The following is a 26142-nucleotide window of genomic DNA, read 5'->3' as shown; positions in this document are numbered from 1 at the left end:
TTTACGGTAAAAAAATCTTTCTGTCGAAACCTGTGAATTTGTTAGGCATAACGAGTATTTTTCGGCCATTCCCAACCTAGCTCCACTCCCGTGACGATCCAAAACCTTATTTTTCTGCTAGTTGCCATAGCAGGCATTGGCCTGTTCGTGTGGCAGGTTCGCAAGATTCGCGCGAATATTTTGGTCGGGCGCGACCGAGAAATGAGCGGCCACGTCGGCGAGCGACTCAATAAAATGCTGCTCGTGGCCTTCGGTCAGCAGAAAATGTTCAAGCGTATCACCCCGGCGCTGCTGCACTTGGTGGTGTACGTGGGCTTTCTGGTCATCAACGTTGAGGTCATCGAAATCATGATTGATGGCATCTTTGGCACGCACCGGGTGCTGCAATTCCTGGGACCGGTGTACAGCGCGCTGATGGCCACCAACGAAGTGCTGGGGGCCTTGGTGATTGTAGCGGTAATCGCCTTTTGGTGGCGCCGCAACCGCAGCCAGCCGGTGCGCCGCTTCACCGGCCCCGAGCTGCGGGCTTGGCCGAAGCTGGATGCGAACATCATCCTCTACATCGAAGTGGTGCTCATGCTGGCGTTGTTCACGATGAACACCGCCGACCTGAAGTTGCACCAGCTTCGCGGGGCCGACATGCCGGGCACGTTCCCGATTAGCTCGCTGCTGACAGGCTTGTTTCCGAGCAATATGCAGGCTTTAGAAGTGCTGGAGCGTATAGGCTGGTGGGCGCACATTGTGGGTATCCTATTGTTCCTAAATTACTTGCCTTCCTCGAAGCACTTCCACATTATCATCTCTTTCCCGAACGTGTATTACTCGCGGCTGGTACCGCAGGGGCAGTTTTCGAACGTGGACAGCATCACGCACGAGGTGAAGGCCATGCTGGACCCTAGCTATCAGGTGCCCGCGCCGCCCGTTGGGCCGGATGGTTCCGCGGCAGCGCCAACGCCATTCGGAGCGAAGGACGTGAACGACCTAGCCTGGACTAACCTGCTGAACGCCTACTCCTGTACCGAGTGCGGACGCTGTACGTCGGTGTGCCCGGCCAATATCACGGGCAAGCTACTGTCGCCGCGCAAGATCATCATGGACACGCGCGACCGGGTGGAGGAGAAGTACAACTCGCCGCTAATTTTTCAACCTAACCTCTACGGCGCCGAAGCCAAGCACGAAACCCAAGAGCACCTCGACAAAGAAAACCACACGCTGCTGCGCGGCTACGTGACGCCCGAAGAACTCTGGGCCTGCACCACCTGCAACGCCTGCGTGGAAGCTTGCCCGGTGAATATCAACCCCTTGGAAAGCATCATCGAGATGCGGCGCTTCCTGGTATTGGAAGAGTCGGCCGCGCCAAACTCGCTCAACGTGATGTTCTCCAACATCGAAAACAACGGCGCGCCGTGGGCTTTCTCACCTTCCGATCGGTTTAATTGGGCCGACGATCTGTACATGGCGGAAAAGGAGACAGCAGCTAAAAGCTAGGTGCTGAAAAGCGCTTTTTTCTGCTGTTGCTGGTCTTCTAAATGCTGCCTATTCCCACCTCTGACTTCTAGCTTCTAAAATATTATGGCTGAGCCAACTGCCAAACGTCAAGTTACCGTTCCTATTATGGCTGACCTCGCCACGCGCGGTGAGACGCCCGAAATCCTGTTTTGGGTAGGCTGCGCTGGTGCTTTCGATGACCGCTACAAGCGCGTAACGCGTGCTTTCGTGCGCATTCTGGAGCACGTTGGCGTCAATTACGCCGTGCTGGGCATGGAGGAAACCTGCACCGGTGACCCGGCCAAGCGCGCCGGCAACGAGTTCCTGTTTCAAATGCAGGCTATGCAGAACATCACGACGTTCGATGGCTACGGCATCAAGAAAATCGTGACGGCCTGCCCGCATTGCTTCAACACGATTAAGAATGAATACCCCGCCCTGGGTGGTAACTACGAAGTCATTCACCATAGCACCTTCTTGCAACAGCTTATCAATGAGGGCAAAGTAGGTGTTGCCGGCGGTGGCGAGTTCAAGGGCCGGCGCATTACCTTCCACGATTCCTGCTACCTAGGTCGGGCCAACAACATCTACGAGGCGCCCCGCGACGTGCTGGCTGTGCTGGATGCGGACCTGGTGGAAATGAAGCGCTGCAAAACCAACGGCTTGTGCTGCGGCGCCGGCGGCGCTCAGATGTGGAAAGAGCCGGAACCCGGCAAGAAGGACGTCAACGTTGAGCGCACCGAAGAAGCTCTGGCAACACTCGATGGCAACGCCGCCGCGCTCGACAGCCTCTACGGCGTAGAAAGCGGCAACGAAGGCGCCACGCCGGCGCCGAAAACCAACGCGCAGAACAGCATTATTGCCGTGAGCTGCCCCTTCTGCATGACCATGATGAGCGACGGGGTGAAGAACAAGGAGCGCGAAAACAACGTGCAGGTGTTTGACCTGGCGGAATTGATTGCTACGGCCGAGGGTCTGAATGCCTAAGCAGACCTAGGTATCAAACAAACAAAACAGCCCCGGCGGAACTTCCGTTGGGGCTGTTTATTTTGTAGAAAATAAGTTAGTTGGTTTTGAAGTTATAATTGAAACTAAGACCTCAGGCTCCCAAGTCCCCAAGACCCGATCATTCATGTTTGTTCCTTTCGACCAGCTGCCGGCCCACGCCCGCATCTGGATATACCAAGCTAATCGTCCGCTCACGAGCGAGGAGCTAGCTGCTGTAGCGCCCGCTCTCATGCAATTTGCCGAAGAGTGGACCAGCCACGGCCGTTCCTTGGCCGCATCGGCGGCTTTCCTGCACCACCAGTTTCTTGTGATTGGGCTGGATGAGGCCGTTGCTGATGCCAGCGGCTGCTCCATCGATGCTTCCGTGCGCTTTGTGCGGGCGCTGGAACAAGCCCTGAACGTGACGCTGCTGGAAAAGTCGCAGCTGGCTTTTCTGGTCGATGGCAAAGTGCAGCTGCTGGATCGTCGGCAGTTGAAGGCTGCGGTGGCAGAAGGCCGTTTGCGACCCGAAACTCCGTACTTCGACAACACCGTCGTGCAGCATCAGCAGCTAGGTGCCGAGTGGCCCGCGCCGGCGGCTTCTACCTGGCTGGCGCGATACTTTGCAGGCGTATAAATCGTTAGCTCTTCGGCCACAATCCTATTTAATCTTAGTATAATTGCTAGGCGTGGGGGTGGCAATGGCAGAGCGCTATTCCAACATCAATTCCACTTCATCTACGAATGAGGAATCTTCTAATCATCGGGTTCACAGCGGGTTCGGCGCTGCTGTTAGGCGGCTGCGCTACTTCAGGCGGCGTGAGCAAAGCCGACAAACGGTTTGCCCGCGGCGAATACGAAACAGCCATTGCACTGTATAAAGCGCAAGTGGCTCACGGCAAGAACGCCCCAATGGCAAATTACCGGATTGGCGAATCGTACCGGCTTTCCAACCGCGTCGAGCAGGCCGAGCCGTTCTACAAAGCTGCTCTGGATGGCAAGCTCAAGAGCGCCGACCTAGGTTTTCGCTACGCCGAGTCGCTGAAAGCGGGCGGTAAGTTTGAAGAAGCCGCCACCCAATTCGACACCTACGCTCATTCCGGCACCAACCGCACGCTGGCGGCCCGTGCCGAGCTGGAAGCCAAGAACGCTCGCCTGAGCCCCGCAGTGGTGGCGATGCGTACCAACAGCGAAGTGATGCCGCTCGATCAGGTGAACTCTGAATCCGCGGATTTCAGCGCTACGATGATGCCCGAAACGAAGGAGCTGGTGTTTGCTTCCGGCCGCGAAGGCAAGAAGTACCTCGGTAATGGCGACGGCTTCAATGATCTGTACGCCATCAAGTTCGACGATACGGATAAGATGACCGGCGGCACTGTGCGCAAGCTGGAGCCCATCTTCAACAGCACCGACAAGCACGAAGCCAGCGCCACCTACACGCCCGACGGCAAGATGATGGTGTTTGCGCGCTCGAATAATGGCTCGAAAAAAGGCTACCTGAGTGTCGATCTGTGGGCTTCGTACTACAAAAACAACGCGTGGAGCGAGCCCGAAATTCTGCGCGTGGTGAACAGCAGCACCGCCGATGAGTTCTCGCCGGTGTTCGCGCCGGATGGTCAGACACTGTATTTCGCTTCGTCGCGCAAAGGCGGGCAGGGCGGCACCGACATCTACAAAGCCACGATGGGCGCCAACGGCCGCTTCTCGCCGCCCGAAAACCTAGGTGAGGACATCAACACGCCCGGCAACGAGAACTTCCCGGCCGTGGCGCCGGATGGCACGCTGTACTTCTCCTCCGACGGCCACCCCGGTCTGGGCAAGCTCGACATCTTTATGGTGGACAAAGGCAAGGTGAAGAACTTAGGTGCTCCCATCAACAGCAACGGCGACGACTTCGCGGCTTATTTCACGGGCAAAGACACGGGCATATTTGCCTCCAACCGCGCCGGTGGCAAAGGTAGCGACGATCTGTATCGGTTCCACAAAAAGCAGCTCAAGCTGGTGACCTTCTACCTTGATGGCACCTTGGTAGAGCGCGACGACAAGACCGGCCAAACCGCGCCAGTGGCCAGCGAAACCGTGACCATCACCGGCCGCAACGGGCAAAAGCAGGATATCACGACCGGCCCCGACGGTAAGTTTACTGCCAAGCTAGACACCGCCTCTGCTTACTCGCTCATCGCCGACCGGCCCGGCTACTTCGCGGCGCGCAACTCGGTGACTACCGTGGGCCGCACGCCGAAGCAGGAGGAGCTGCCGAATGACCAGAATGACATTCGTCTGCCTGTGACCTTGACCCTGACCAAGATCGTGAAGAACAAGGCCATTGTGGTGGAAAACATCTTCTACGACTACGACAAGGCCAATATCCGTTCCGATGCGGCCGTGGAGCTGGATAAGCTGGTCGAAACGCTCAATGATAACCCTGGCATCACCATCGAGCTAAGCTCCCACACCGACTCGCGCGGTAAGGATGCTTACAACCAAACTCTGTCGCAGCGCCGTGCCCAATCGGCCGTGGATTACATCATCTCGAAAGGCATCGACAAGAGCCGCATCACGGCCAAAGGCTACGGCGAAAGTCAGCCCGTCGTGAAGAACGCCAAAACCGAGGCCGAGTACCAGCGTAACCGTCGCACCGAGTTCAAGGTGACGAAGATTACGGAATAGCTAGGTTTCTCTTATCTGCAAAAAGCCCCTGCCTGGATGAAACCTGGGTAGGGGCTTTTTGCTGCACGATGGTACAAGATTTTGTCACTCATATAGTGTTCAACTATCACCTTTTAGCATAGAACAGACATCCTAGGATGATCATAGGCAATAGCTGCTCCTGCTGTTCCGTTGCCTAAGTTGCCAGCGAGGTTTATCCCTTGCGAAGCCTACTAATTGAGTACTCAATAATTAATAGACATATAACCAAGAGGTTAGCCTAGGTGCGGAATATGGCACAATACTTGGTTTTATTGTAACTTGAGTAAGTAAAGCTCAGCTCCGCCCGTTTTTGCTACCGCTATGAAAAAGATTCTGCTCCTGTGCCTTAGCTCACTGATGCTGTTAAGCTTTCGCGGTATAGCAGCACCAGCCAATGTGAACTTCGCTTCTGAGCGAGGATTGCTGTTCCATCTGGTGTTCGACGGGCGGCCCTTGTTGCGTACGCAAGCTAGCCAGGTACATATTGATCGGCTCACGCCGGGCTTTCACTGGGCCGAATTTCGGATTCCGACGGCTTATGGAGGCGCCGTAAACTACCGGACGCGGCTATACCTGGACCCAGGCGTGGAAACAAGCTTCGTGCTGCTGGCGCGTAGCGGCTACCCACCCGTGCTGCGCAAAGTGGCGGCGGTGCCAATCCGGTCGCGGGGCGTTTATTCGCCGGGCACGCCGGGCTATCCGGGCGGCTACAATCCTGACTACGGCCCCGACCCAAATGGCAGCGGAAGCAACAATGGCGACTACAACGACGGCGGCTACAGCGGCCCTGCCAACCCGATTCCGGGTCCAAACGGTCCGGACCCCAACTACCCGACGTATCCCCCCGTACCCGAGCCAGCGCCTTACCCCAACGGGAATAGCAGCTACCGCGTGATGTCGGCGGCAGATGTGGATGGCTTAGTGCAGTTTTTAAAGAACAAGTCGTTTGATGACAACAAGTTGCCGGTTATCAAACAGGCGCTGGGCGAGTCGCTGATCCAATCGGCCAACCTAGCCCGCCTGATGCGTACGCTGAGCTTTGAAAGCAACCGCCTCGACCTGGCCAAGTACGGCTACGGCCGCGTGGTCGACCGCCAAAACTTCTACCGCGTATACGATGCCTTCGATTATTCCATGAGCAGCCGCGAATTGCAGGAGTATATCAGCCGGCAGCGCAATTAGTTGATTGAGTATTAGTTCTAAAAAATAAAAAAGGCTCCTGCACTAAACAGGAGCCTTTTCTGTTGAAGTGTGTTGGTGCTTACCGAAGCCGGTCCATAGAGCGCACGAGTTGCTCGTCGCGCCGAATGAAGCGATTGGCTAGTAGGTTCAGCATCAGAGCCAGCGTGGGCAGGTAAAAGCCTGCTTCGAAGGTTCCAATGAGCTTGATGTTAAGCATCTGTTCGCCAACGCCTGAGTAGTAGTAGCTTGCGCCGATGTTGGCCACGATCAATAACAAATTGACCATACCTAGCTTTAGCTGCGTGAAGCGGCTGCGATACTGGAAAATCTCGAACAGGGCCACGGCGGCCGAAAGCGCCGCCAGAGCAGCAATCGGCCAGGTGCTTACCGTGGCCGGAGCCTGGGAGCCAGGATTCACGAAAGCTAGCTTGGTAGCATGCAATACTAGCTCCTGACCGGTGAGCGGGTCGGTCTTCCCCCAGATCGGCACGAAAATTACGCTCGCCATGGCAAGCGCCAGCAACAGTAAAAAAACGCTTTGGATTCTTTGTATCATCTTTGTGCTTTGTCGGTTCAAACTGCTGGTCCTAGCTTAGCTAGGGCGGCAAAAGTAGCCAACAACGACCGGAAAAACCGCATTTCAACTCGATGTCAACTGCTTATATTGTAGACGCTGTCCGTACTCCCATCGGCAAATTTGGGGGTGCCCTTAGCAGCGTCCGCCCTGATGATTTAGCCGCGCACGTTTTGCGCGAGCTGCTACGCCGCAATCCTAGCCTGGAGAAGACGGCCATAGAAGATGTAATTATGGGTGCCGCCAACCAGGCCGGCGAAGACAACCGCAACGTAGCCCGCATGGCGGCGCTGCTGGCTGGCTTGCCTATCAGCGTGCCCGGCGTCACCATCAACCGCCTTTGCGGCTCTGGTTTGCAAAGCATTATGGATGCCGCCCGCGCCATCAAAAGCGGCGAAGGTGAGGCCTACCTCGCCGGCGGCTCCGAGAGCATGACCCGTGCCCCGTTCGTGATGGCGAAGTCGGCTACAGCGTTTGCCCGCGACTTCACCGCCCACGACACGACCCTAGGTTGGCGCTTCGTGAACCCGAAGCTGTCGAAGATGCACTACCCGTACGCAATGGGTGAAACCGCCGAAAACGTGGCTCGCAAGTACAACATCAGCCGCGAAGAACAGGATCAATTTGCTTTTGATTCGCAGCGTAAGTACCATAAGGCCAACGAAAAAGGACGTTTCCGCAAGGAGATTGTGCCCGTGTTTATTCCGGACCCGAAAGGCGACCGGCCCTTGTTCGACACCGACGAGCCACCGCGCTTGTCATCGCTGGAAAAGCTAGCTACCCTGAAGCCCGCCTTCGATCCGCAGAATGGCAGCGTGACGGCCGGCAACTCGGCGGGCATCAACGATGGTGCGGCGGCGGCTTTGGTGGTGAGCGAAGAAAGCCTACAGCGTTACGAGCTCAAGCCAATGGCGCGGGTAGTAGCCTCGGCCGTCGTAGGTGTCGATCCGGCCTATATGGGCCTAGGCCCGATTCCGGCGACGCAGAAGGTATTGCAGCGCGCAGGCCTGACCATCAACGACATGGACCTGATCGAGCTGAATGAAGCCTTTGCCGTGCAGTGCATCGTGTGCATGCGCGAGCTAGGTCTGGACCCCGAGAAGGTGAACGTGAACGGCGGCTCCATTGCCATCGGGCACCCGCTGGGCAGCTCCGGCGCCCGCATTTCGGCCACGCTGCTGCACGAGATGCAACGCCGTGAGAATGTGCGCTATGGCTTGGCTACGATGTGCGTCGGCGTGGGTCAGGGCGTAGCCGTGATTTACGAGAAAGTCTAACCTCATACCTAGCTTATGTCTGATTCGCGGCTGCGTCCTACGCTGGTGTTACCGATAGCAGGAGCGCGGCTGCGGCCCTGGCAGCTAACAGATGCGGCGGCCCTAACCGCTTGTGCCAACGACGAAGGTGTCGCGCAGAATCTGCGCGACACCTTTCCGTTTCCGTACCATATGGAGGATGCGCGCTGGTACCTGGAGTTTGTCGCCACGACCAACTCGCCCGACCTTCACTTGGCCATCGAGGTAGATGGTGCGGCGGGTGGCGGGATAAGTATCATTTTCAAAAACGACGTGGAGCGCCGCAGCGCCGAAATTGGCTACTGGCTAGGTCGGCGCTACTGGGGCCGCGGCATCATGACCGCTGCCGCGCAAGCCCTGACGGACTACACATTCGCCCACTTCGACGTGTGCCGACTGTTTGCGGGTGTTTTTGCCCACAACACCGCGTCGGCACGCGTACTGGAAAAATGCGGCTACGAGCTGGAAGGCCGGCTGCGCAAAAGCATCACCAAAAAAGGGCAGACCATTGATAGTCTGCTGTACGCAATTGTTAATGAACAGTGAGCAATGAACAATGAGCAATAGGCAAGGAAACTACCAGCCATTCGCTTTTTCATTGCTCACTGTTCATTGCTAATTGTTCATTGATAGTCTCATGCGTTATTTTTTACACCTAGCTTACGACGGCACCAACTACCACGGCTGGCAGGTACAACCCCAGGCCATTACGGTGCAGCAGGAGCTGAATCGTTGTTTGTCGCAGGTGTTGCGCCAGCCCATCAGCACCCTAGGTAGCGGCCGGACGGACACGGGCGTGCACGCCAGCCACCAGGTAGCGCACTTCACCGCCGACATACCCGAGACGCTGGACCTAGGTACGGTGCTCTACCGCCTGAATCGAGCCTTGCCCTCCGACATTGCCGCTCTGGCCTTGCACCCCGTTCACGACAAAGCCAACGCCCGCTTCGACGCCAACGCCCGCACCTACGAGTACCATGTGCGCCTCGTGCCCAATCCGTTTCGGGTGGCGCACAGCATCTACCTCGATCGGGCACCCGATGTAGCAGCCATGAACGAAGCGGCGGCGCTGCTGCTCGGCTCGCGCGACTTCACGAGCTTTTCGAAAGTGAAAGGCGCTGAAACGCACTATGTATGTGTCTGTTATGAAGCCGGTTGGCATCACACGCCCGGCGGCTTGGTATTTCGTATTCGGGCCAATCGGTTTGTGCGCGGCATGGTGCGGCTGGTGGTCGGCACGCTGCTGAGCGTGGGGCGCGGCAAGCTGACCGTGGCCGAGTTCGGCGAAATCCTGGCTTCGCAAAGCCGCATAGCAGCCAGCGGTGCCGCGCCGGCTACGGGGCTGTTTCTGAGTCGGGTAGAGTACCCCGCGGAGCTGGTGCCGGATGGCCTGTTGCCGCTCGGAATGCCGTATCTTGCAGGCTAGCTTTTCCAAGTATCCGCGCTTGCGCAGAATGGTAAAGGCCATTTGCAACCTTGTGTTAGCTAGGTTAGTTACTTCCTATAGTCTTTCCCCTTAGTACCTCGCCCTGTGGAGCAATCAACCACCGCTACCAAAACCGGTAACATTTTCGACTGGCAGGTGCTGAGCCGCCTGCTGAGTTACATAAAGCCTTACCGGCGCATCTTTTACTTCCTGATTTTCCTGACGGTCGCCACAGCCGTACTCGGCACCATCCGCCCGTTCCTGATTCAGCGCATGGTCGATGTGAGCATTGAGCAGGGCGACCTGGTGGGCCTGAACAAGATGTTTAGCCTGCTGATGATCTTGCTGGTGGCGCACACGCTGGTGAGCTATCTGCAAACCTATTACGGCGGGTGGCTAGGTCAGTACATCGTGCGCGACATTCGGGTGAATCTGTACAGACACATTCTGGATCTGCGGCTTAAGTTTTTCGACCGCACACCCATCGGCGTGCTCGTGACCCGTAACATCTCCGACGTCGAAACGCTTTCCGACGTGTTCAGCGAAGGTTTGGCCGCTATGATTGGCGACATTCTGCAGCTGGTGTTCATCATGGCCTTCATGTTCTACATCGATTGGCGCTTAACCTTGGTGAGCTTGTCGGTGATTCCGCCGCTGGTGTTCAGCACCTACGTGTTCAAGGAGAAGGTCAAGAAATCGTTTCAGGAAGTGCGCACGGCTGTTGCTAGCCTCAACGCCTTCGTGCAGGAGCACCTCACGGGCATGAACGTAGTGCAGATCTTCAACAACGAAGAGCGTGAGCACGCCAAATTCAAGGTAATCAACCAAGAGCATACCCGCGCCAACATCCGCTCGGTGCTTTACTATTCGGTTTATTATCCAGTAGCCGAAGTGCTAGGTGCCATCGGCATTGGCCTGCTGGTGTGGTACGCCGCGCAAGGGCAGATTGAGGGCACGATTTCGAAAGGCGCCCTGATTGCCTTTATCATGTACAACGGCTTGTTTTTCCGCCCGATCCGCCAGATTGCCGACCGTTTCAACACGCTACAGCTAGGTTTGGTCAGCACCGAGCGCCTGCTACGCCTGCTCGACAGCAAAGAGCTGATTGCCGACAACGGCACCTACGCCCCCGCCGACATTCGCGGCGACGTGAAGTTCGACCACGTCTGGTTTGCCTACAACGACGAGGAGTACGTGCTGAAAGACATCAGCTTCGAAGCTAACGCGGGCCAAACGGTGGCTTTTGTGGGCGCTACCGGCGCGGGCAAAACCAGCATCATCAACCTGCTCAGCCGCTTCTACGAAATCAACAAAGGCACCATCACCGTCGATGGCCACGACTTGCGCGAGTACGACCTGAAGGAGCTGCGCCGTCACATCGGCATTGTGTTGCAGGATGTGTTCCTGTTCGCGGGCAGTATTGCCGACAATATCACCCTAGGTAGCAAAGACATCACGGAGGAGCAGATCTGGGAAGCCGCCGAGCTAGTAGGCGCTAAGCGCTTTATCGAGCGGCTGCCCGGCGGCTTGCACTACCAGGTGATGGAGCGCGGCGCCACGCTTTCCGTCGGTCAGCGGCAGCTCATTTCATTCGTGCGGGCGATGGTGTACAAGCCCCGCATCATCATTCTGGATGAAGCCACATCGTCGGTCGACTCTGAGACGGAAGAGCTGATTCAGGAGGCCATTGAGAAGTTGATGGAAGGCCGCACGTCGCTGGTCATTGCCCACCGCCTGAGCACCATCCAGAAAGCCGACCGCATCATCGTCCTCGACCGCGGCGAAATCAAGGAAAGCGCCACCCACGACGAACTGCTGCGCCTGGGTGGTTTCTACGCCCAGCTTTACCAGATGCAGTACAAAGACGTGCTCAGCACGCCGATGGAGTAGGGTTTTAGTAGTGAGTACTGAGTATTGAGTAGGTAGACAAGGATGGAATGGATGGTACTCGCATTCGATGATGAAGAAACTGCTAGCATCATTGCAACAACCTAGGTACTCAATACGCACGTCTCAGTACTTAATACCCATAAAAATGACCCGCTGGATTTTCCTGATTATTCTGTTCTTAACCGCTGCCGGCGTAGCAGTTTATGGCTACCTAGGTGGCTTTCGTAAGCCTGAAATTGCGGTAGTCAATACCCCTAAGCCGATCTTTCTGCTAGGTCATTACTATAAAGGCTCGGTGCGTGATGAAGGCTTTGGGCCTTTGTTCCGGCAGGCACAGCAGCTCCGCGCCAGCGGCACCGTGCGCGGTGAGCTGGCCAACATCTATTACAACGACCCTTCCAAAACCCGCGACACGGTGGAAGCCTTCATTGGCCTCATCGTAGCGGATACGACAAGCCAGAAAGTGCCGGCTGATTACCGCTACCGCACGTTTGCGGCCGGGCAGCGCGTCATTCAGGCGCGCACTACGGCCAGCTACCTGATAGCGCCCAATATGCTTTACCCTGCTATAGAAGAAACCGCCAAACAGCAGAAGCTCAAGCTGCGGCAGGTGTACCTGGAGCAATTTGCGGAAGAAGGCCCGTCAGAAGTACTGGCCGTGATTGAGTAAAGACAGAATACTAACAAACAGGAAAGCCGCGCGGATACAGCTACCCGCGCGGCTTTCCTGTTTTATGCTACCGGTGTAAATGCCTAACTTTTTCCTAGGTAGAAAGAAGCACCTACTGTTAAATATTGAATACTAAGGTTAGTTGTAAAAGAGCTGTAACTCCTATTAATACTAATATAATCAGGTCTTGTACTACGTTCTTCGCTCTTACCCCTTTGGTATCCTAGGCTACCCAAAGTGAGTTCCAAACCAAGCTTGTTCGTTGGAAAGTATACAAATCCTGGATTGATTGAAATATAGCCACCGTTTGAGGTCGTTGTAGAAGGGTAGTAGTTAGGATAGTCACTGCTATATTTTTGTGTACCGCGCTGATACCCAGTATTCAATTGGCCATACAAGCCGAACTTTTCTCCGAGCATCTTGTAATAACGCACAAAAGGCCCAACGCTGAAACTTGTGTTCGTATTTTTATTAGTATAGGCGTAAGGACTTGGCGTAATGGCGCCGGTATAATCAACATAAGAGTTGTTCTGCTTTGTTGAAGCGATAGTTGCGCTTAGTCCTATTGCTAGATGATTTGCTACAAAGAACCCGGCTTGCGGAGTGAAGTTCAACTGATTGTATTTGTTCTTTGTGTTCATGTTTGGGTAAACTCCAGCAGGGTTGTTTAATGGAGATTCTTTGGAATCATTGCTTTGATAATTTACTTGCCCACTGAGTAATACCTTACCTGCTTCTGTTTGGGCCTGCGCCATACCTGCTGTTGCACCTAGCAGCAACGTACTCAAAACTAATTTTTGCGTGTTCATAAAAGCTGTGGGATGAGATGAGCAATAAAGTGAGCTCAAAACGCACCATAAATAGCTTTATTTGAAGATAACAGAATAAAGATTGTACATAGTTGAGGCTGAGCACTAAAGGATTTCTGATGTGCCTCGGAAAGCAGAAAAGCCCGCTGAACCTAGGTTCAGCGGGCTTTTCATGTTGATGCCAATAAAGTCGGGGTGGCAGGATTCGAACCTACGGCCTCGTCGTCCCGAACGACGCGCGCTACCGGGCTGCGCTACACCCCGAATACATTGTGCGGCCTGGGCGCAACGGGCATTCAGGTAAATTTCTTTCGGCCGAAAAAAGCCTCCGGACCTAGGTCCAGAGGCTTCTTAGAGCCGGAAGCTCTTCCGTCGGAGTGGCAGGATTCGAACCTACGACCTCCAGCACCCCATGCTGGCGCGATACCAGGCTACGCTACACCCCGATAGAATTGAGGCACAAATGTAAAAGAAAATACGCGTTCTGTGCAATCAGAGTTGAGATAAATATTTTAACAGAGTAGTAAAAAGCATTAATACTGCTGATTAGCAATGCCCTGGCCTAGGTAGATAACCCCAAAGCTAGCTACGGCACGGCGCTTGCACGCTTGCGGCAGCCAACCTCGAAAACCCCACAAAATATCAGCCACCTAGCGGTCGTATTAAGCCGGCTAAAGGATCTGGCTTATTGGAATTAGCCAACAAATTATAAAGCTTATCCATTGATAAATAAGCCAATATATTTTTGACCAATGATAAAATACAGAAAGTATGATGAGCGTTATCTATTTTTACACTTCTATTTAGTTTACTGACTTTACCTCATCTGTTAAGAACGCGTATGAAAACGATTATGCTGTTGTTAGGTCTGATAACAACTTGTTTATGGGTTCAGCCTGTGAAGGCACAGACGAAGCCAGCCACTGCCAAACCGGCCGCCGCTAAAACAGCAACGCCCACCACTGCCAAACCCGCCGAAACGGTAGTTGCTGAAGCAACTAAGCCGGCCGAAGCGCCCGCGCTCATCACCGACAAAATGGAAACGCCCAAACCCTCGTCGGATGCGCTGAAGATTAGCCTGGATACCAACCCCATCACTAAGCGCCTATCGGTGAAAACGGATGCTTCGGGGCCGACTCGCGTGGAAATCAACGATGTAGATGGCCGCCCGGTGCTCACCCGCGACCTGATTACCGGCAACCGAACCGCCGTACTTGATGTGAGCCTCCTGCCTACTGGTCAGTACATTGTGCAGTGCACCTCCGGCACGCGCAAAGGCTCTAAGCGCCTGATGCTGAATTAATAACAGCAAGCAGTATTATCCAACAGAAAGCCCGCCCGACTTCGATGAGTCGGGCGGGCTTTCTGTTTTTAAAGACCTAGGTTGCCTAGACCGCGTCTTCGCTCTGGAGCTGACGCTCATACAGGGCGCGGTACAAGCCGTCTTCTTGGCGCATCAGTACCTCGTGCGGGCCGTGCTGCACAATCACACCATCGTCAACCACCAGTATCTCATCCGCCAGCTTCACCGACGACACGCGGTGCGAGATAATTAGGCTGGTACGGTTAGCCATGATGCGCTGAAGGCTGTTCAGAATGGCATTCTCGGTGTTGGTATCGACGGCCGAAAGCGAATCGTCCAAGATCAGGATTTTGGGCTCTTTCACCAGAGCGCGAGCAATGCTGACGCGCTGCTTCTGACCGCCCGAGAGCGTAATGCCCCGCTCACCTAGCTTTGTGTCAAAGCCTTCGGGGAACAGAACGATGTTGTCGTACACATTGGCATCCTTAGCGGCCTGCTGCATCTTTTCCTCGCTCGGCTGGTCGAGGCCAAAGTTGATGTTGTTGCGGATGCTATCGGAGAACAGGAATACGTCTTGCGGCACGTAGCCAATCTGGGCGCGCAGGGAGTTCAGGCTGAAGTCGCGCACGTCTACGCCATCTATTCGAATGGTGCCCGCTGTTGTATCATACAGGCGGCACAGCAGGGCGGCAATGGTGCTCTTGCCCGAGCCCGTGTTGCCGATAACGGCTAGGGTCTGACCCGGTCGAACACGGAACGACACGTCTTTAAGTGCCTGAATACCAGTGTCGGGATACGTGAATGACACATTCTCGAACACAATAGCGCCTTTGATTTCCTGCTGAATATTCTGCCGCGATACGATGTCCGTCTTTTGGTTCATGAATTCGTTGATGCGGGCCTGCGAGGCCTCCGCACGCTGCACGAGGCTGCTCGTCCAACCTAGGGCGGTGACGGGCCAGGTGAGCAGGTTCACGTAAATCAGGAACTCAGCAATGCTGCCCGTCGTGATGGTGCCGCGGATAACTTCCTGGCCGCCAACCCAAACCGTAACGATGGTGCTGATTCCTACCAAAAACAAGATAAGCGGGAAAAACAGCGAGTTGACGAAGTTCAGGCTCAAGGATTTCTCCTTGTAGTTGTCGCTGGCCGTTACGAAGTTTTGGTGCGAATCTTCTTCGCGCACAAAGGACTTCAGCACCCGAATGCCCGAAAATGCTTCCTGCACGAACGTGGTCATGTCGGCCAGGGAGCGTTGAATCTCGTCGGACTTGCGCTCGATCAGATTGTTGACGTAGAAGATGCTCACCGACAAAATCGGCAAAGGCAGCAGGGTGTAGATCGTCAGCTTCACGTTCACCATCAGCATAAGCGGCACGATGAGCACGAACAGCACCACGAGTTGCAGGAAGTACATGATGGCCGGCCCGATGTACATGCGCACGCGCCCTACGTCTTCGGAGATGCGCGACATCAGGTCGCCGGTGTTGTGGCGGCGGTAGAAACTCAGCGGCAGCGACTGGTAGTGCTGGAAGATTTCGTTCTTCTGATCATTCTCAATCAGGCGCGACATGACAATCAGCGTCTGGCGCATGAAGAACAGAAACACGCCCCGCAAGAGCGCCATTATTACGATGAGGGTGCCGTAGAGCAGCACATTGCGGCCAAAGAGCTGATAGACGCTGCTTTGCGCCTGCGTGCCGGCGAAAAGATGATACAAGTCGATGCCTTCGCCCACCAAGTCGAAGGCGTAGCGCACGATCTGGGCCGGGAAAATAGCAAGCAGCGTGGATAGCGCTACGAACAGCACGCCACCGAGGAAGTGCCACTTATAGCGCAGAATATACTTATTGGTAGAGGCGAGGGCACTCACAGAATTGGGCTTAAGACAAGATAAAAGACTGCTGAAGGTAACAGCGGCAACGCATCCTAGGTTAGTCGTATACCAAAGGAATCAGGAAAAATCAGGTTACTTTTGCACTCGATTTTACGGGTTGGGCACCCTGGTTGAGTCACGTATCAATGAACGACTGCGGCTGGCTACGGTTCCACCCAAGTCATTTATTGCAACGCACCAAGAGCCGCCTACCCGCAAAGATACAACAACCGCGTACCCCAACCCTTCCCCTATCCTCCCACCCATTTTTCCACCCTTTCAACTTTCCACCCATGGTTGAAATTCAAGAAGCGACCGATACGTCGGTCTTCGGTCAAATTGCTGAGCATCAGCACGAGCAAGTGGTTTTCTGCCACGACCACGAAACGGGGCTCCGTGCCATTATCGGCATCCACAACACCGTGCTAGGTCCGGCCCTAGGCGGCACCCGCATGTGGCACTACGCTTCCGAAACGGAAGCCTTGCACGATGTGCTGCGCCTTTCGCGGGGCATGACGTACAAAGCGGCCATTTCGGGCCTGAACCTAGGTGGCGGCAAAGCCGTCATCATCGGCGATGCGCGCACCCAGAAGACCGAGGCGCTGCTGCGCAAGTTTGGTCGCTTCGTGAAGAACCTGAATGGCAAGTACATCACAGCCGAAGATGTGAACATGACCACCAAGGACATGGAGTACATCCGGATGGAGACGAGCCACGTAGCCGGCCTGCCCGAAAGCAGCGGCGGCAGCGGCGACCCATCGCCCGTTACGGCCTACGGCGTGTACATGGGCATGAAGGCAGCCGTGAAGAAAGCATATGGCTCGGATAGCCTGGCTGGCAAGCGCGTAGCGCTGCAAGGCGTGGGCCACGTGGGTCTGTACCTGCTGGAACACCTCACGAAAGAAGGCGCTCAGGTTGTGCTGACTGACTACTACGAGGACCGCGCGCTGGATGCGGCGAACCGCTTTGGGGCCAAAATGGTTGGTCTGGATGACATCTACGACCAGGACGTGGACATCTACTCGCCGTGCGCCCTAGGTGCCACCATCAACGACAACACCATTGGCCGCCTGAAATGCCAGGTCATTGCGGGCAGCGCCAACAACCAGCTCGAAAACGAAAACGTGCACGGCCCGGCCCTAGTGGAGCGCGGTATCGTGTACGCCCCCGATTTTTTGATCAACGCCGGCGGCCTGATCAATGTATACACGGAAGTAATTGGCTCTAACCGCCAGAGTGCCCTAACCCAAACCGAAAAGATTTACGACTTCACCCGGCAAGTGCTCGACAAAGCCGAGCAGGAGGGAAGTCACCCCCAAGCAGCTGCCATCCGGCAGGCCAAGGAGCGCATTGCGTCCCTTGGTAAGGTCAAATCAACATACTAGCGGTGAGATGGTGAAATAGTGAAATGGTGAGTTTGTCGTTCCGCTGGCGCGGGTAGCGCAAACAGAGCATCAACTTACCATTTCACCATCTCACCATCTCACTATTTCAGAACATGCTCAACCGTCGCACGCTTCGCATTAAGGTCATGCAGGCCCTGTACGCCTACCATCAGGCTGTCGGGTCCGATTATTCATTGGCTAATGACCGCATTGCGGATGCCTTCGCGCCCGATCTAAATTCTCCCGAACCGCAGGACCGCAAATTGTTGCAGGGGCAGCGGAAGATGGCGGAGGTTATCTTCAAAGAGTGGCACAAAACCGGCGAGGAACCGGAAAAACTGGACGATACGGACGTGAACGACGCCGTAGCCGACGCCATTAAGTACTACCAAAAGCAGGTAGCCAAAGATGGTACCTTCTTTGGCGGACAAATGGTAACGGCCGCGGAAAGCATTCACGATCAGTACATTCACTTGCTCAACTTGCCCGAGGCGTTGCTCCAGGTGATTGAGGAAGAGAAGAACCGGGAGTCGCGCCGGTTTACTCCCTCCAAGGAAGCGCCGCTCAATACGACGCGCCTGGAAGAGAACCTAGCTTTGCAGAAGCTTATCAGCAACAAGCAGCTCCAGGATCTGACCATTCGCCGCTCGCTGCGGTGGCACAGCGAAGAAGAGATGGATGCGCTGCGTACGGCCTGGCGCTCGGAAATCAAGCCGGATGCGGAGTTCCAGAGCTACCTGGCCACGCCACCTAGCTCCGACGAAGCCGCCCGCTACACCGAAGACCAGGAGATGCTGAAGAATCTTTACAAGAACTTCATCTTCAAGGGCGAATCTTTGCCGGCACAGCTGGAGAATGACGACCTGAACTGGGAAGAAAACCGGCCTATCGTGAAGAACCTCGTCATCAAGACGGTGAAGATGCTCGATGAGGCTGCCGACGAAAACCTGGAGCTTATGTCGCTATCAGCCAACTGGAAGGACGACAAGGAGTTTGCTGAAACGCTTTACAAACAGACGCTCGCCGACGACGCCAAGTACGAAAAACTCATTGCCGAATCGGTGCAGAACTGGGACGTGGAGCGCGTGGCGCTCATCGACAAGATCATCCTGAAAATGGCCTTGTGCGAGATGCACCTGTTTCGCGGTATTCCGGTGAAAGTGACCATCAACGAATACATCGAAATCAGCAAGCTCTACAGCACCCCAAAGAGCAAGCAATTCGTGAACGGTATTCTCGACAAGCTAGCTCAGGACCTAACGGCGAGCGGCGCCATCCGCAAGTCGGGGCGTGGTCTGCTGGATAACCAGTAGAAGCTAGGTTGGTGGCGCGTTTCGACGTGCTTCGTACCTAATCTCTGCGGCACTCGTTATATTTCTCCCGTCATTGTACTCTCTCCCTCAAAATATTCACTTCTAAAAGTATGGGTAGCAAAACCATTACCGGCATTTTATGCTTTGCTGGCGGCGCTCTTACCGGAGTTGCCCTCGGCATTCTGTATGCCCCCGAAAAAGGCCGCGAAACTCGCAGCTGGCTGAGCTATCAGCTGGAGCGTTATCGCGAAGTACTGGCCGATCTGACTGAAAGTTTGGTAACCAGCCGCGTTGATGCCGGTCCTATGTCGGCCAAATCGGAAGGTCAAAAAGTGATTCGTGAGGCCAAAGACAAAGCCGAACAGCTGCTCGGCGACGTCGACCAACTCATCAACCAGATTAACTCCCGCCGAGCCTTATAGTGTGCTGATGAGTTGATGTGCCGGCGCGCTGATTTAGATAATAGATTGATTTTTTGACAAGTAGAGAAAAGAACCGTTTTACATTGTTAATCAGTTAGTAATCTAGTAGCGCACGGGTACATCAGCACACCAGCCAATCAACTCATCAGCATATCAACAGAATGCATACCATCACGCTCATTCCCGGCGACGGCATCGGACCGGAAATAACCAAGGCCGTCACGGATATTTTTGCTGCCGCCCAGGTGCCGGTGCAGTGGGAAGAACAGAACGCCGGCCAAACCACGTTCGACCAATCGGGGGAGCTGCTGCCACAGGCGCTGCTCGATTCGCTGGAGCGCAATAAGGTTGGTCTGAAAGGCCCGCTGACGACGCCCGTGGGCAAAGGCTTCCGCAGCATCAACATCACGCTGCGTCAGAAATTCGACCTGTACCAGAACGTGCGGCCCGCCAACACGACGGAGGGCATTGCCAGCCGTTATTCGGGCATTGATCTGGTGCTGTTCCGGGAAAACACGGAAGGCTTGTATTCGGGGCTGGAAATGTTTGATGAGCGGCTAGGTATTGCGGATTCCATTGCGCGTGTTACGCTCGATGGCTGCCGCAAGATCTGTCGGGCGGCGTTTGCCTACGCCGCCAAGCACGGCCGCAAGAAGGTGACCCTGGCGCACAAAGCCAACATCCTGAAGCTCGCCGGCTCGATGATGATCAACGCCTGCCGCGCCGCCGCGGAAGAGTATCCGGAGATTATCTTCGAAGACAAGATCATTGATAACATGTGCATGCAGCTGGTGAATAAGCCTGAGCAGTTTGATGTTATCGTGACGACCAATCTCTTCGGCGATATTCTTTCTGACCTGTGTGCTGGTCTGGTTGGGGGCCTGGGTGTAGTAGCCGGCGCCAACATCGGCGACGAAACTGCCATTTTTGAAGCCGTGCACGGCTCGGCGCCCGATATTGCCGGGCAAGGCAAAGCCAACCCCACGGCCATGTTGCGCTCGGGCCTGATGATGCTGCATCATCTGGGCGAACACGCCCACGCCGACCGCATTGAGCAAGCTCTGAACGCTACGCTGAAGCAGAAAGACAAATGCACTGGCGACCTAGGTGGCAAAGCCTCGACGAGCGAGTTTGCGCAGAATGTGATTGATAATCTGGCCTAACGCTGGAATTGCTGTAGCGCGAAGCCTGCGCTTCGCGTATCGTTGAACGACTAAAGCTAGGTTTGTAGCAACGGTTTCGTTCAACAATACGCGAAGCACAGGCTTCGCGCTACATCTTGATAGACCTAGGTTTTTTAACCGTAACTTTACCCTTAAGTCAGCCATTAACTGACTTTCCTGCTGTATGAAACGCACTTTTTTTCCTGCTTTTTTCCTAGCCGGCGCACTGTTGGTAAGCGCTTGCAATCAGGATAAGCCTGCCGAAGTAGGCACTGAAGGCATGAACGCTGCCGCTACGGCCGCCAACGATGCCGCCGCCAACCCAACCGTAGACAACCCCAACGTAGCCAGCGAAACGGAAGCCCCGAACCCGAACGCGCCGGTGATGACCTTCACCGAAACCGAATACAACTTCGGCGACATTAAGCCCGGCGACGTGGTGAAGCACACCTTCAACTTCACCAACTCGGGGAAGTCGCCGCTGCTCATTGAGAATGCCACGGCTTCGTGCGGCTGCACCACGCCCAACTGGACGAAAGATCCAATTGCGCCCGGCGCTAAAGGCACCATCGAGGTGCAGTTTGATAGCCACGGCAAATCGGGCCTGCAAAACAAGCAGGTGGCTATTCGGGCTAACACCCAACCTAGCATCACGCAAATAGCCATCCGCGCCAACATTCTGCCGGAAGGCGAGGCGGCAAAGTAGTGAGTTGGTGAGGTGGTGAACTGGTGAGCTTGACGTTCTGCTAGCGCAGGAAAGACATCTAACTCACCAGTTCACCACCTCACCACCTCACCACCTCACCACCTCACCATTTTACGCTCTTACCATTCACCAAAATGTTCCTTACTCTTCTTTTGCAGGTCTCGGGCGAAGGCATTACGCAGCTAATCTTTCCGATTGCTATTGCCTTGGTCGTGTATTTCTTCATGATCCGGCCGCAACAGCGGCGCTCGAATGAGACCAAGAAGTTTCGCGAGTCGATTACGAAAGGCGCTTCCGTCGTAACGATTGGTGGGCTACATGGCAAAGTGGTTGACCTCAGTGATGAGTCCGTTATCATTGAAGTAGATAAAGGCGTGCGCCTGCGCTTCGACCGCACCGCTATTGCCCGCGAAGCCGTTACCAAAACCAGTACTGTCGCCCCGACTTCTACCAATTCCTAATTTGCTGCTAGTGTGCCATTTGTTCGTCCTGCCCGTTTGCTGCGCTGGTTTACCAGCCCATTTTATGGGCAGGAGAGGAGCTATTGGCGGGCTGTAGCGGCTTGTTTTCTGGCGGCCTCTACCTTCTGGCTGCTGAATGCCCTGAATAAAACCTACACCACGCGCATTACCTATCCTGTGGTGTGGCAGTACGACGCCCGCCGTTACGTACCGCTAAGCCCCCTACCAACGGAAGTGGCCGTGAACGTAACTGGCCGCGGCTGGAAGCTGCTGCGCAAAAACCTGATGATCGATGTGAAGCCTGCGGAGGTGCGCCTGGGACGCTTACCCGCTACGCGCTTCGTGACCGGCACTGCGCTGCGCCCAGCCCTGCAGGCGTCGATGGAAGGGTTGCAGTTCAACTACATTCTGACCGATACGCTGTGGGTGCAGTTTGATTTGCGCGTACAACGGCGCCTACCACTGGCACTTAGCCCAGCGGCTAACGGCTCGGCGTTGCCCTATGCGGCTAGGTTTACGCCCGAAAGCGTACTGTTTGAAGGACCAGCCAGCACCGTCGACCGGCTGAGCAATCCGTATCCGGTGCATTTGCCCCAGGCGCCGGCCGGCAGCAGCAACGGCGACATTAGTGTGCCTATCGGGGGGCCGGCGCTGGTGCGGGCCAACGTGGAAGCCGTGCGGGTGCGCTTGCAGCCCCGGCCGCTCATTACGCAGGTAGTAGCAGTAGTACCGGAGTTGCACGACTTTCCAGCTGACAGCCAGTTTACTTTTGCTTTGGCTCCTAGTGTCGTGCAAGTGCAGGTGCAGTGCTTCCCCGAAGATACGGCCCGCCTCGACCTAGGTCAGTTGCATGTGCTGTTGCAGTATCAGCCGTTCACTGGACCTAGCATTCGGATGCAGCCGATTGTGTCGCAGGTGCCGGCTTTTGCGCGTGGCGTGAGTTCGCTGACGCACAGCGTTCGGGTTTCTAAGATTCCTAAGCCATGATTCGGGTGGGTATCACCGGCGGTATTGGATCGGGCAAGAGTGTCGTTTGCCGGCTGTTCCGCGTGCTAGGAGTACCCGTTTACGATTCCGATCTTCGGGCAAAGTGGGTGATGGCGCACGACCTAGCTCTGCGTGCGGAGCTGCTCACGGCTTTTGGCCCCGAAACTTTCGACGAAGCTGGCCAACTCAACCGCACGTATCTAGCTCGCACTGCCTTCTCCGATCCGGCGCAGCTAGCCCGGCTGAATGCGCTGGTGCACCCCCATGTAGGCCGCGACTTCGAAAACTGGGCCGAAGAGCAGCGCCAGGCGGGCCACGCGTATATCTTGAAGGAAGCCGCTTTGCTTTACGAGTCAGGTGCTTACCAGCAGCTCAACCGCATCATTACGGTTTTTGCACCGCTAGCACTTCGCCAAGCCCGCGTACTCCGTCGCGACCCGCACCGCACCGCCGACGACATTCTGAACATCATTGGCAAGCAGATGAGCGAAGAGGAGAAAATGAGCCGCGCCGACTACGTCATCTACAACGACGACGAACACTTACTCATCCCGCAGGTGTTAGCGTTGCATGGTGAGATGGTGAACTAGTGAGATGGTGACAAAAGCTCATCACCTCACTAGTTCACCATCTCACCGAATAACCGGGCAACGCTCGAAAGGCTTGGTTTCGTCGAAGAGCTTGCGGTAGGTGGCGTGGGTCTTGTAGATGCGGGCACCGATGGAGCGAATCAGCACCAGCATGCGCGGGTTGAAGTCGCCGATCCAGTTCATTTCGATATCGGTGTAGCCGGCCCGCATGAACTCCTGCTGCGCGTGCACCAGCATCGCCGACTCCACGCCTTGCCCTTGATAATCAGGCACGACGCCGAAAATTACGCCGAACATCTTCTTGGGCTGTTGCCGCTGAAATTTCCATTGCTCCCACAGGAAGCGCAGCTTGCCGGCTAGGTTGAGCCTAGGTCCTACGTGCTTGAAAATCTGGTTCAGCTCGGGCAAGCTCACGAAGAAAGCTACCGGCTCATCGTTGTGGTAGGCAAACCACAGCAGGCGCGGGTCCAGCACGGGCTTCATCTGCTTCACCAGCTTCCGGGCTTTGTCCAGCGGCATGGCCGTCACCCCGGAGTGGTTGGCCCAGGCTAGGTTATACACGCGGTGGAAGTCGTAGGTCATCTGCTCGACGCTGCGGCCCACGGAGTGCGCAAACCGAAAGCTAGGGTCCTGCGCGTAGCGCTCGGCAGCCCGCTCGAAGCTAGCATGAAGCGGAGCCGCCACTTCCCGGTGGCAGGTGTACTGCTTGAAGTAGATCTGAAAGCCGTACTGCTCAAATAGTTGCTGATAGTACGGCGCGTGGTAGAACATGCCGTAGTTGGGCTCCGTGAAGCCCGCAATCAGCAGCCCCCAGTACCGGTCCCGCTCGCCGAAGTTGATGGGGCCATCCATGGCGGTCATGCCGCGGGCGGCGAGCCAGGTCCGGCAGGCGTCAAACAGCTGATTGGCCGCCGCCTGGTCGTTGATGCACTCAAAAAAGCCCATTCCCCCCACTACAAGCGTAGGATCCGTTTGCGGCGTCGCCTGGTTGATGAAGGCTGCTACCCGACCAATCGGCTCGTTTCGCGCATCGGTCAGAATCCAGCGAATAGCTTCACCGTGCGCGAAATTGGGGTTGCGCTTGGGGTCAAATACCGCTTCTATTTCGTCATCGATCGGCGAAATCCACTGCGGATGTTCCTGATAAAGCCGAGCAGCCAGGTCGCGGAAGAGGCGGGCCTTGTGCGTGTCGGTTACTTCTACTAATGGCATCTGCTAAGATTGGGCAGGCGAGACAAAGCAATTACTGTCACAAAGAACAGCACTCTCGAACAAAGCTGCGCCGTAAAAAGATTTAATCGACTTGACTTAGGGCAGGTGTTCGGCGAAAAATCGACAAAATCTTGATGCCATCTGCCGTAATGGAGTATACTTCCTGGCCTATACTGTCGTGATACGACTGCGGATGCCAACGGTAGCCCGTGAGAAAGTATTGGTGCTGACTAGTTTTGAGTGGCACGTACTGAATCCGTTGCCTCTGCTCTGTTTTCAGTATCAATACGTTATTATCAATAGGATCGGCGTTGGGGGAACTGATCAACACGCGAGCATTAGGTTCATGCTGTAAGATCCATTCGAGCCCTTGCCGGTAAGCCAGACCCCAGTAGTCACGCTCGAAGTAGCGCTGGGCCGTGGCAGCGGGCAGAAAGCTAAAATAAACCTGCTGAAAAGGGTGCATCTGCACCATCCGGATTGCGGTGTGCGCTACTTCCAGCGCCGCCACCAAGGCCGCCACTAGCGCCACGCGCCGCCACGCAAGATGCTGCTGGCTAGCCCGATAAATTGCCTGCACGCCGCGCAAACCGAGCAGCAGCATTGCCGGATAAATAAAATACAGGTGGCGCCACCCGTCGTAGAGCACCGAGTTCAGCACGACGACCATCAAAATAGGCCCGATCAGCCAGCCGATGAACAGCAGATCAAGCCGATTTTCACGTACGGCAAGCGAACCTAGGCCGCCCCGGATTATCGTCCGCAGCCAAGCGCCTACTCCGGCCAGGCCCGCGAAGGTGTAAGGTAATGGCGTGGTAATCAGCACCCAGACGGGCGCGTAGTGCCAGGGCAGGTTGTCGGCCGGCACAAGCTGACCCAGGTAGAAGTTGGTCATCTGCCACGGGTAATGGCTCAGGCGCTCAAACGCCTCCAGGAAGTTGGAAAAGGGTGCTTCCCACAAGTAAGGCCAGGCTATAATTGTAGCCGCCGCTGCTGCGCCCAGGTAAAGCAAGCCAAAGCCTAGCCACTTGCACCGAGGTACTTCCGTGCGTGGCCGAAACGCTGCTTCCAGCACCAGCATACCAAGCGTGAAAGGAATCAGGAGCAGGCCTAGGATACGCACATCCGTTGCCAGGCCCGTAATCAGGCCCTGAGCCAGCGCCTGCGCTAGCGTTGGCCGGCGGATAAGTCGAACTAAGGTGTAAATGCCTAGGGTGAAGAGACTTAGAAAAACGATGTCCTTGCCGTTGTAAAAGCTTTCCGCAAAAAAGCGCGGCGACAGAACCAGCGCCGCGGCACCTAGCAAGCCAAGGCGCCAATCCTGAAATCGGCTGCGCCCCAAGCGGTACAAGCTCCAAACGCCCAGTAGGAAAGAACTGAAAACCAGCAAGTGACGCGTGAGCAGGTACGCCCGCGGACTGTCAGAGGTGAAAAGGCGGCTGACGACCGGTACCACAATCTCGAAAGCGGGCCCGTGGTCACGGTCAGGGGAAGAAGCTAGGTCCTGTACTTTCCGGCCGGAGTTGGCGGCGGCAGGGTAGAGGCGTTTGGTGATGTACTTGATGTTGACCACGCCGTAATAATGTTCCACCGATTCATCCCACGACACGCCGTAGTCGCGATAGAGCAGTAGCCCCAGCGCTAGCAACAAGCTGAAGAAGGTAATAACTGCTAAGCTGGAAGTTCGTAGAGCGGCGCTGGGCACAGGTAAC

24 protein-coding genes and 2 tRNA genes are annotated in these 26142 nt (G+C 55.6%); 19 read left to right on the top strand and 7 right to left on the bottom strand.

Going from position 1 to position 26142, the window contains the following annotated elements; translation table 11 throughout:
* Nucleotides 1-90: 90 nt before the first annotated feature.
* The 5 genes from IEX74_RS05840 (at nt 91) to IEX74_RS05820 (ending at nt 6348) form a co-directional block, all read left to right on the top strand.
* Nucleotides 91-1488, top strand: coding sequence for a 4Fe-4S dicluster domain-containing protein (locus tag IEX74_RS05840; protein ID WP_188812021.1), 1398 nt, complete (start codon nt 91-93; stop codon nt 1486-1488).
* 126 nt (nt 1489-1614) lie between these two features.
* Nucleotides 1615-2475 carry a (Fe-S)-binding protein gene (locus IEX74_RS05835; protein ID WP_188812019.1) on the top strand — a complete coding sequence of 287 codons (861 nt, stop codon included), beginning with the start codon at nt 1615-1617 and terminating at the stop codon, nt 2473-2475.
* Between the two features lie 145 nt (nt 2476-2620).
* Nucleotides 2621-3112, top strand: coding sequence for a hypothetical protein (locus IEX74_RS05830; RefSeq protein WP_188812018.1), 492 nt, complete (start codon nt 2621-2623; stop codon nt 3110-3112).
* A gap of 107 nt (nt 3113-3219) precedes the next feature.
* Nucleotides 3220-5145 (top strand): CHU_0125 family OmpA-like outer membrane integrity protein, encoded by a 1926-nt coding sequence (locus IEX74_RS05825; RefSeq protein ID WP_188812016.1) that lies wholly within the window; start codon nt 3220-3222, stop codon nt 5143-5145.
* A 342-nt stretch (nt 5146-5487) separates the two neighbouring features.
* Nucleotides 5488-6348, top strand: a complete 861-nt coding sequence (locus IEX74_RS05820) for a proline and serine-rich protein 1 family protein (RefSeq protein WP_188812015.1) — start codon at nt 5488-5490, stop codon at nt 6346-6348.
* A gap of 79 nt (nt 6349-6427) precedes the next feature.
* Here the strand turns inward: IEX74_RS05820 and IEX74_RS05815 are convergent, their stop codons facing one another.
* Nucleotides 6428-6904 (bottom strand): DUF4293 domain-containing protein, encoded by a 477-nt coding sequence (locus IEX74_RS05815; protein WP_188812013.1) that lies wholly within the window; start codon nt 6902-6904, stop codon nt 6428-6430.
* Between the two features lie 92 nt (nt 6905-6996).
* On the opposite strand from IEX74_RS05815, the gene IEX74_RS05810 reads away from it, so the two are divergent.
* From IEX74_RS05810 to IEX74_RS05790, 5 genes are all read left to right on the top strand, one after another.
* Nucleotides 6997-8199: a thiolase family protein gene (locus IEX74_RS05810; RefSeq protein ID WP_188812011.1), complete on the top strand. Its 1203-nt coding sequence runs from the start codon at nt 6997-6999 to the stop codon at nt 8197-8199.
* A gap of 15 nt (nt 8200-8214) precedes the next feature.
* Nucleotides 8215-8763 (top strand): GNAT family N-acetyltransferase, encoded by a 549-nt coding sequence (locus tag IEX74_RS05805; RefSeq protein ID WP_188812009.1) that lies wholly within the window; start codon nt 8215-8217, stop codon nt 8761-8763.
* Between the two features lie 91 nt (nt 8764-8854).
* Complete coding sequence (truA, locus tag IEX74_RS05800; protein WP_188812007.1) at nt 8855-9643, top strand: tRNA pseudouridine(38-40) synthase TruA; 789 nt, start codon at nt 8855-8857, stop codon at nt 9641-9643.
* A gap of 105 nt (nt 9644-9748) precedes the next feature.
* Nucleotides 9749-11533 carry an ABC transporter ATP-binding protein gene (locus IEX74_RS05795; protein ID WP_188812005.1) on the top strand — a complete coding sequence of 595 codons (1785 nt, stop codon included), beginning with the start codon at nt 9749-9751 and terminating at the stop codon, nt 11531-11533.
* A 145-nt stretch (nt 11534-11678) separates the two neighbouring features.
* Complete coding sequence (locus IEX74_RS05790) at nt 11679-12203, top strand: hypothetical protein (RefSeq protein WP_188812003.1); 525 nt, start codon at nt 11679-11681, stop codon at nt 12201-12203.
* Nucleotides 12204-12286: 83 nt separating this feature from the next.
* Here IEX74_RS05790 and IEX74_RS05785 read toward each other — a convergent pair whose 3' ends face one another.
* From IEX74_RS05785 to IEX74_RS05775, 3 genes are all read right to left on the bottom strand, one after another.
* Nucleotides 12287-13012 (bottom strand): outer membrane beta-barrel protein, encoded by a 726-nt coding sequence (locus tag IEX74_RS05785; protein ID WP_188812001.1) that lies wholly within the window; start codon nt 13010-13012, stop codon nt 12287-12289.
* 190 nt (nt 13013-13202) lie between these two features.
* Nucleotides 13203-13276 (bottom strand) — tRNA-Pro (locus IEX74_RS05780).
* A gap of 108 nt (nt 13277-13384) precedes the next feature.
* Nucleotides 13385-13458: transfer RNA gene (locus IEX74_RS05775), tRNA-Pro, on the bottom strand.
* Nucleotides 13459-13853: 395 nt separating this feature from the next.
* Here IEX74_RS05775 and IEX74_RS05770 point away from each other — a divergent pair.
* Entirely contained in the window at nt 13854-14315 is a 462-nt protein-coding gene (locus IEX74_RS05770; RefSeq protein WP_229755129.1) for a T9SS type A sorting domain-containing protein, read from the top strand.
* An 85-nt stretch (nt 14316-14400) separates the two neighbouring features.
* Here the strand turns inward: IEX74_RS05770 and IEX74_RS05765 are convergent, their stop codons facing one another.
* Nucleotides 14401-16188 carry an ABC transporter ATP-binding protein gene (locus IEX74_RS05765; protein ID WP_188811998.1) on the bottom strand — a complete coding sequence of 596 codons (1788 nt, stop codon included), beginning with the start codon at nt 16186-16188 and terminating at the stop codon, nt 14401-14403.
* A 296-nt stretch (nt 16189-16484) separates the two neighbouring features.
* On the opposite strand from IEX74_RS05765, the gene IEX74_RS05760 reads away from it, so the two are divergent.
* The 8 genes from IEX74_RS05760 (at nt 16485) to coaE (ending at nt 23218) form a co-directional block, all read left to right on the top strand.
* Complete coding sequence (locus IEX74_RS05760; RefSeq protein ID WP_188811996.1) at nt 16485-17576, top strand: Glu/Leu/Phe/Val dehydrogenase dimerization domain-containing protein; 1092 nt, start codon at nt 16485-16487, stop codon at nt 17574-17576.
* Nucleotides 17577-17689: 113 nt separating this feature from the next.
* On the top strand, nt 17690-18889 hold the full coding sequence (gene nusB / locus IEX74_RS05755) for a transcription antitermination factor NusB (RefSeq protein WP_188811994.1): 1200 nt from the start codon (nt 17690-17692) through the stop codon (nt 18887-18889).
* A 110-nt stretch (nt 18890-18999) separates the two neighbouring features.
* Entirely contained in the window at nt 19000-19311 is a 312-nt protein-coding gene (locus tag IEX74_RS05750; RefSeq protein WP_188811992.1) for a YtxH domain-containing protein, read from the top strand.
* A 161-nt stretch (nt 19312-19472) separates the two neighbouring features.
* Complete coding sequence (locus IEX74_RS05745; protein WP_188811990.1) at nt 19473-20474, top strand: isocitrate/isopropylmalate dehydrogenase family protein; 1002 nt, start codon at nt 19473-19475, stop codon at nt 20472-20474.
* Nucleotides 20475-20658: 184 nt separating this feature from the next.
* Nucleotides 20659-21180 carry a DUF1573 domain-containing protein gene (locus IEX74_RS05740; protein WP_188811988.1) on the top strand — a complete coding sequence of 174 codons (522 nt, stop codon included), beginning with the start codon at nt 20659-20661 and terminating at the stop codon, nt 21178-21180.
* Nucleotides 21181-21314: 134 nt separating this feature from the next.
* Entirely contained in the window at nt 21315-21641 is a 327-nt protein-coding gene (yajC, locus tag IEX74_RS05735) for a preprotein translocase subunit YajC (protein WP_188811986.1), read from the top strand.
* Between the two features lie 12 nt (nt 21642-21653).
* Nucleotides 21654-22628, top strand: a complete 975-nt coding sequence (locus IEX74_RS05730; protein WP_188811984.1) for a YbbR-like domain-containing protein — start codon at nt 21654-21656, stop codon at nt 22626-22628.
* Nucleotides 22625-23218, top strand: coding sequence for a dephospho-CoA kinase (gene coaE, locus IEX74_RS05725; RefSeq protein ID WP_188811983.1), 594 nt, complete (start codon nt 22625-22627; stop codon nt 23216-23218). The genes IEX74_RS05730 and coaE overlap by 4 nt, the downstream gene beginning before the upstream one ends.
* Before the next feature lie 42 nt (nt 23219-23260).
* Here coaE and IEX74_RS05720 read toward each other — a convergent pair whose 3' ends face one another.
* Together IEX74_RS05720 and IEX74_RS05715 are read right to left on the bottom strand one after the other, a co-directional pair.
* Nucleotides 23261-24430 (bottom strand): hypothetical protein, encoded by a 1170-nt coding sequence (locus IEX74_RS05720; protein WP_188811981.1) that lies wholly within the window; start codon nt 24428-24430, stop codon nt 23261-23263.
* Between the two features lie 82 nt (nt 24431-24512).
* Nucleotides 24513-26135: a glycosyltransferase family 39 protein gene (locus IEX74_RS05715; RefSeq protein ID WP_188811977.1), complete on the bottom strand. Its 1623-nt coding sequence runs from the start codon at nt 26133-26135 to the stop codon at nt 24513-24515.
* Between the last annotated feature and the right edge of the window lie 7 nt (nt 26136-26142).

The sequence above is a fragment of the Hymenobacter cavernae genome, assembly GCF_014641455.1.
In the GTDB taxonomy this organism is placed as follows: domain Bacteria; phylum Bacteroidota; class Bacteroidia; order Cytophagales; family Hymenobacteraceae; genus Hymenobacter; species Hymenobacter cavernae.
The sequence above is the reverse complement of the archived record's forward strand: the minus strand, read 5'-3'. Positions and strand labels throughout refer to the sequence as shown.

Coding starts and splice junctions, on each gene's coding strand:
- IEX74_RS05740 (WP_188811988.1), top strand. CDS start 20,659: ATGAAACGCACTTTTTTTCCTGCTTTTTTCCTAGCCGGCGCACTGTTG.
- IEX74_RS05785 (WP_188812001.1), bottom strand. CDS start 13,012: ATGAACACGCAAAAATTAGTTTTGAGTACGTTGCTGCTAGGTGCAACA.
- IEX74_RS05835 (WP_188812019.1), top strand. CDS start 1,615: ATGGCTGACCTCGCCACGCGCGGTGAGACGCCCGAAATCCTGTTTTGG.
- IEX74_RS05815 (WP_188812013.1), bottom strand. CDS start 6,904: ATGATACAAAGAATCCAAAGCGTTTTTTTACTGTTGCTGGCGCTTGCC.
- IEX74_RS05760 (WP_188811996.1), top strand. CDS start 16,485: ATGGTTGAAATTCAAGAAGCGACCGATACGTCGGTCTTCGGTCAAATT.
- IEX74_RS05820 (WP_188812015.1), top strand. CDS start 5,488: ATGAAAAAGATTCTGCTCCTGTGCCTTAGCTCACTGATGCTGTTAAGC.
- IEX74_RS05790 (WP_188812003.1), top strand. CDS start 11,679: ATGACCCGCTGGATTTTCCTGATTATTCTGTTCTTAACCGCTGCCGGC.
- IEX74_RS05810 (WP_188812011.1), top strand. CDS start 6,997: ATGTCAACTGCTTATATTGTAGACGCTGTCCGTACTCCCATCGGCAAA.
- IEX74_RS05825 (WP_188812016.1), top strand. CDS start 3,220: ATGAGGAATCTTCTAATCATCGGGTTCACAGCGGGTTCGGCGCTGCTG.
- IEX74_RS05720 (WP_188811981.1), bottom strand. CDS start 24,430: ATGCCATTAGTAGAAGTAACCGACACGCACAAGGCCCGCCTCTTCCGC.
- IEX74_RS05830 (WP_188812018.1), top strand. CDS start 2,621: ATGTTTGTTCCTTTCGACCAGCTGCCGGCCCACGCCCGCATCTGGATA.
- nusB (WP_188811994.1), top strand. CDS start 17,690: ATGCTCAACCGTCGCACGCTTCGCATTAAGGTCATGCAGGCCCTGTAC.
- IEX74_RS05770 (WP_229755129.1), top strand. CDS start 13,854: ATGAAAACGATTATGCTGTTGTTAGGTCTGATAACAACTTGTTTATGG.
- yajC (WP_188811986.1), top strand. CDS start 21,315: ATGTTCCTTACTCTTCTTTTGCAGGTCTCGGGCGAAGGCATTACGCAG.
- IEX74_RS05745 (WP_188811990.1), top strand. CDS start 19,473: ATGCATACCATCACGCTCATTCCCGGCGACGGCATCGGACCGGAAATA.
- IEX74_RS05750 (WP_188811992.1), top strand. CDS start 19,000: ATGGGTAGCAAAACCATTACCGGCATTTTATGCTTTGCTGGCGGCGCT.
- coaE (WP_188811983.1), top strand. CDS start 22,625: ATGATTCGGGTGGGTATCACCGGCGGTATTGGATCGGGCAAGAGTGTC.
- IEX74_RS05805 (WP_188812009.1), top strand. CDS start 8,215: ATGTCTGATTCGCGGCTGCGTCCTACGCTGGTGTTACCGATAGCAGGA.
- truA (WP_188812007.1), top strand. CDS start 8,855: ATGCGTTATTTTTTACACCTAGCTTACGACGGCACCAACTACCACGGC.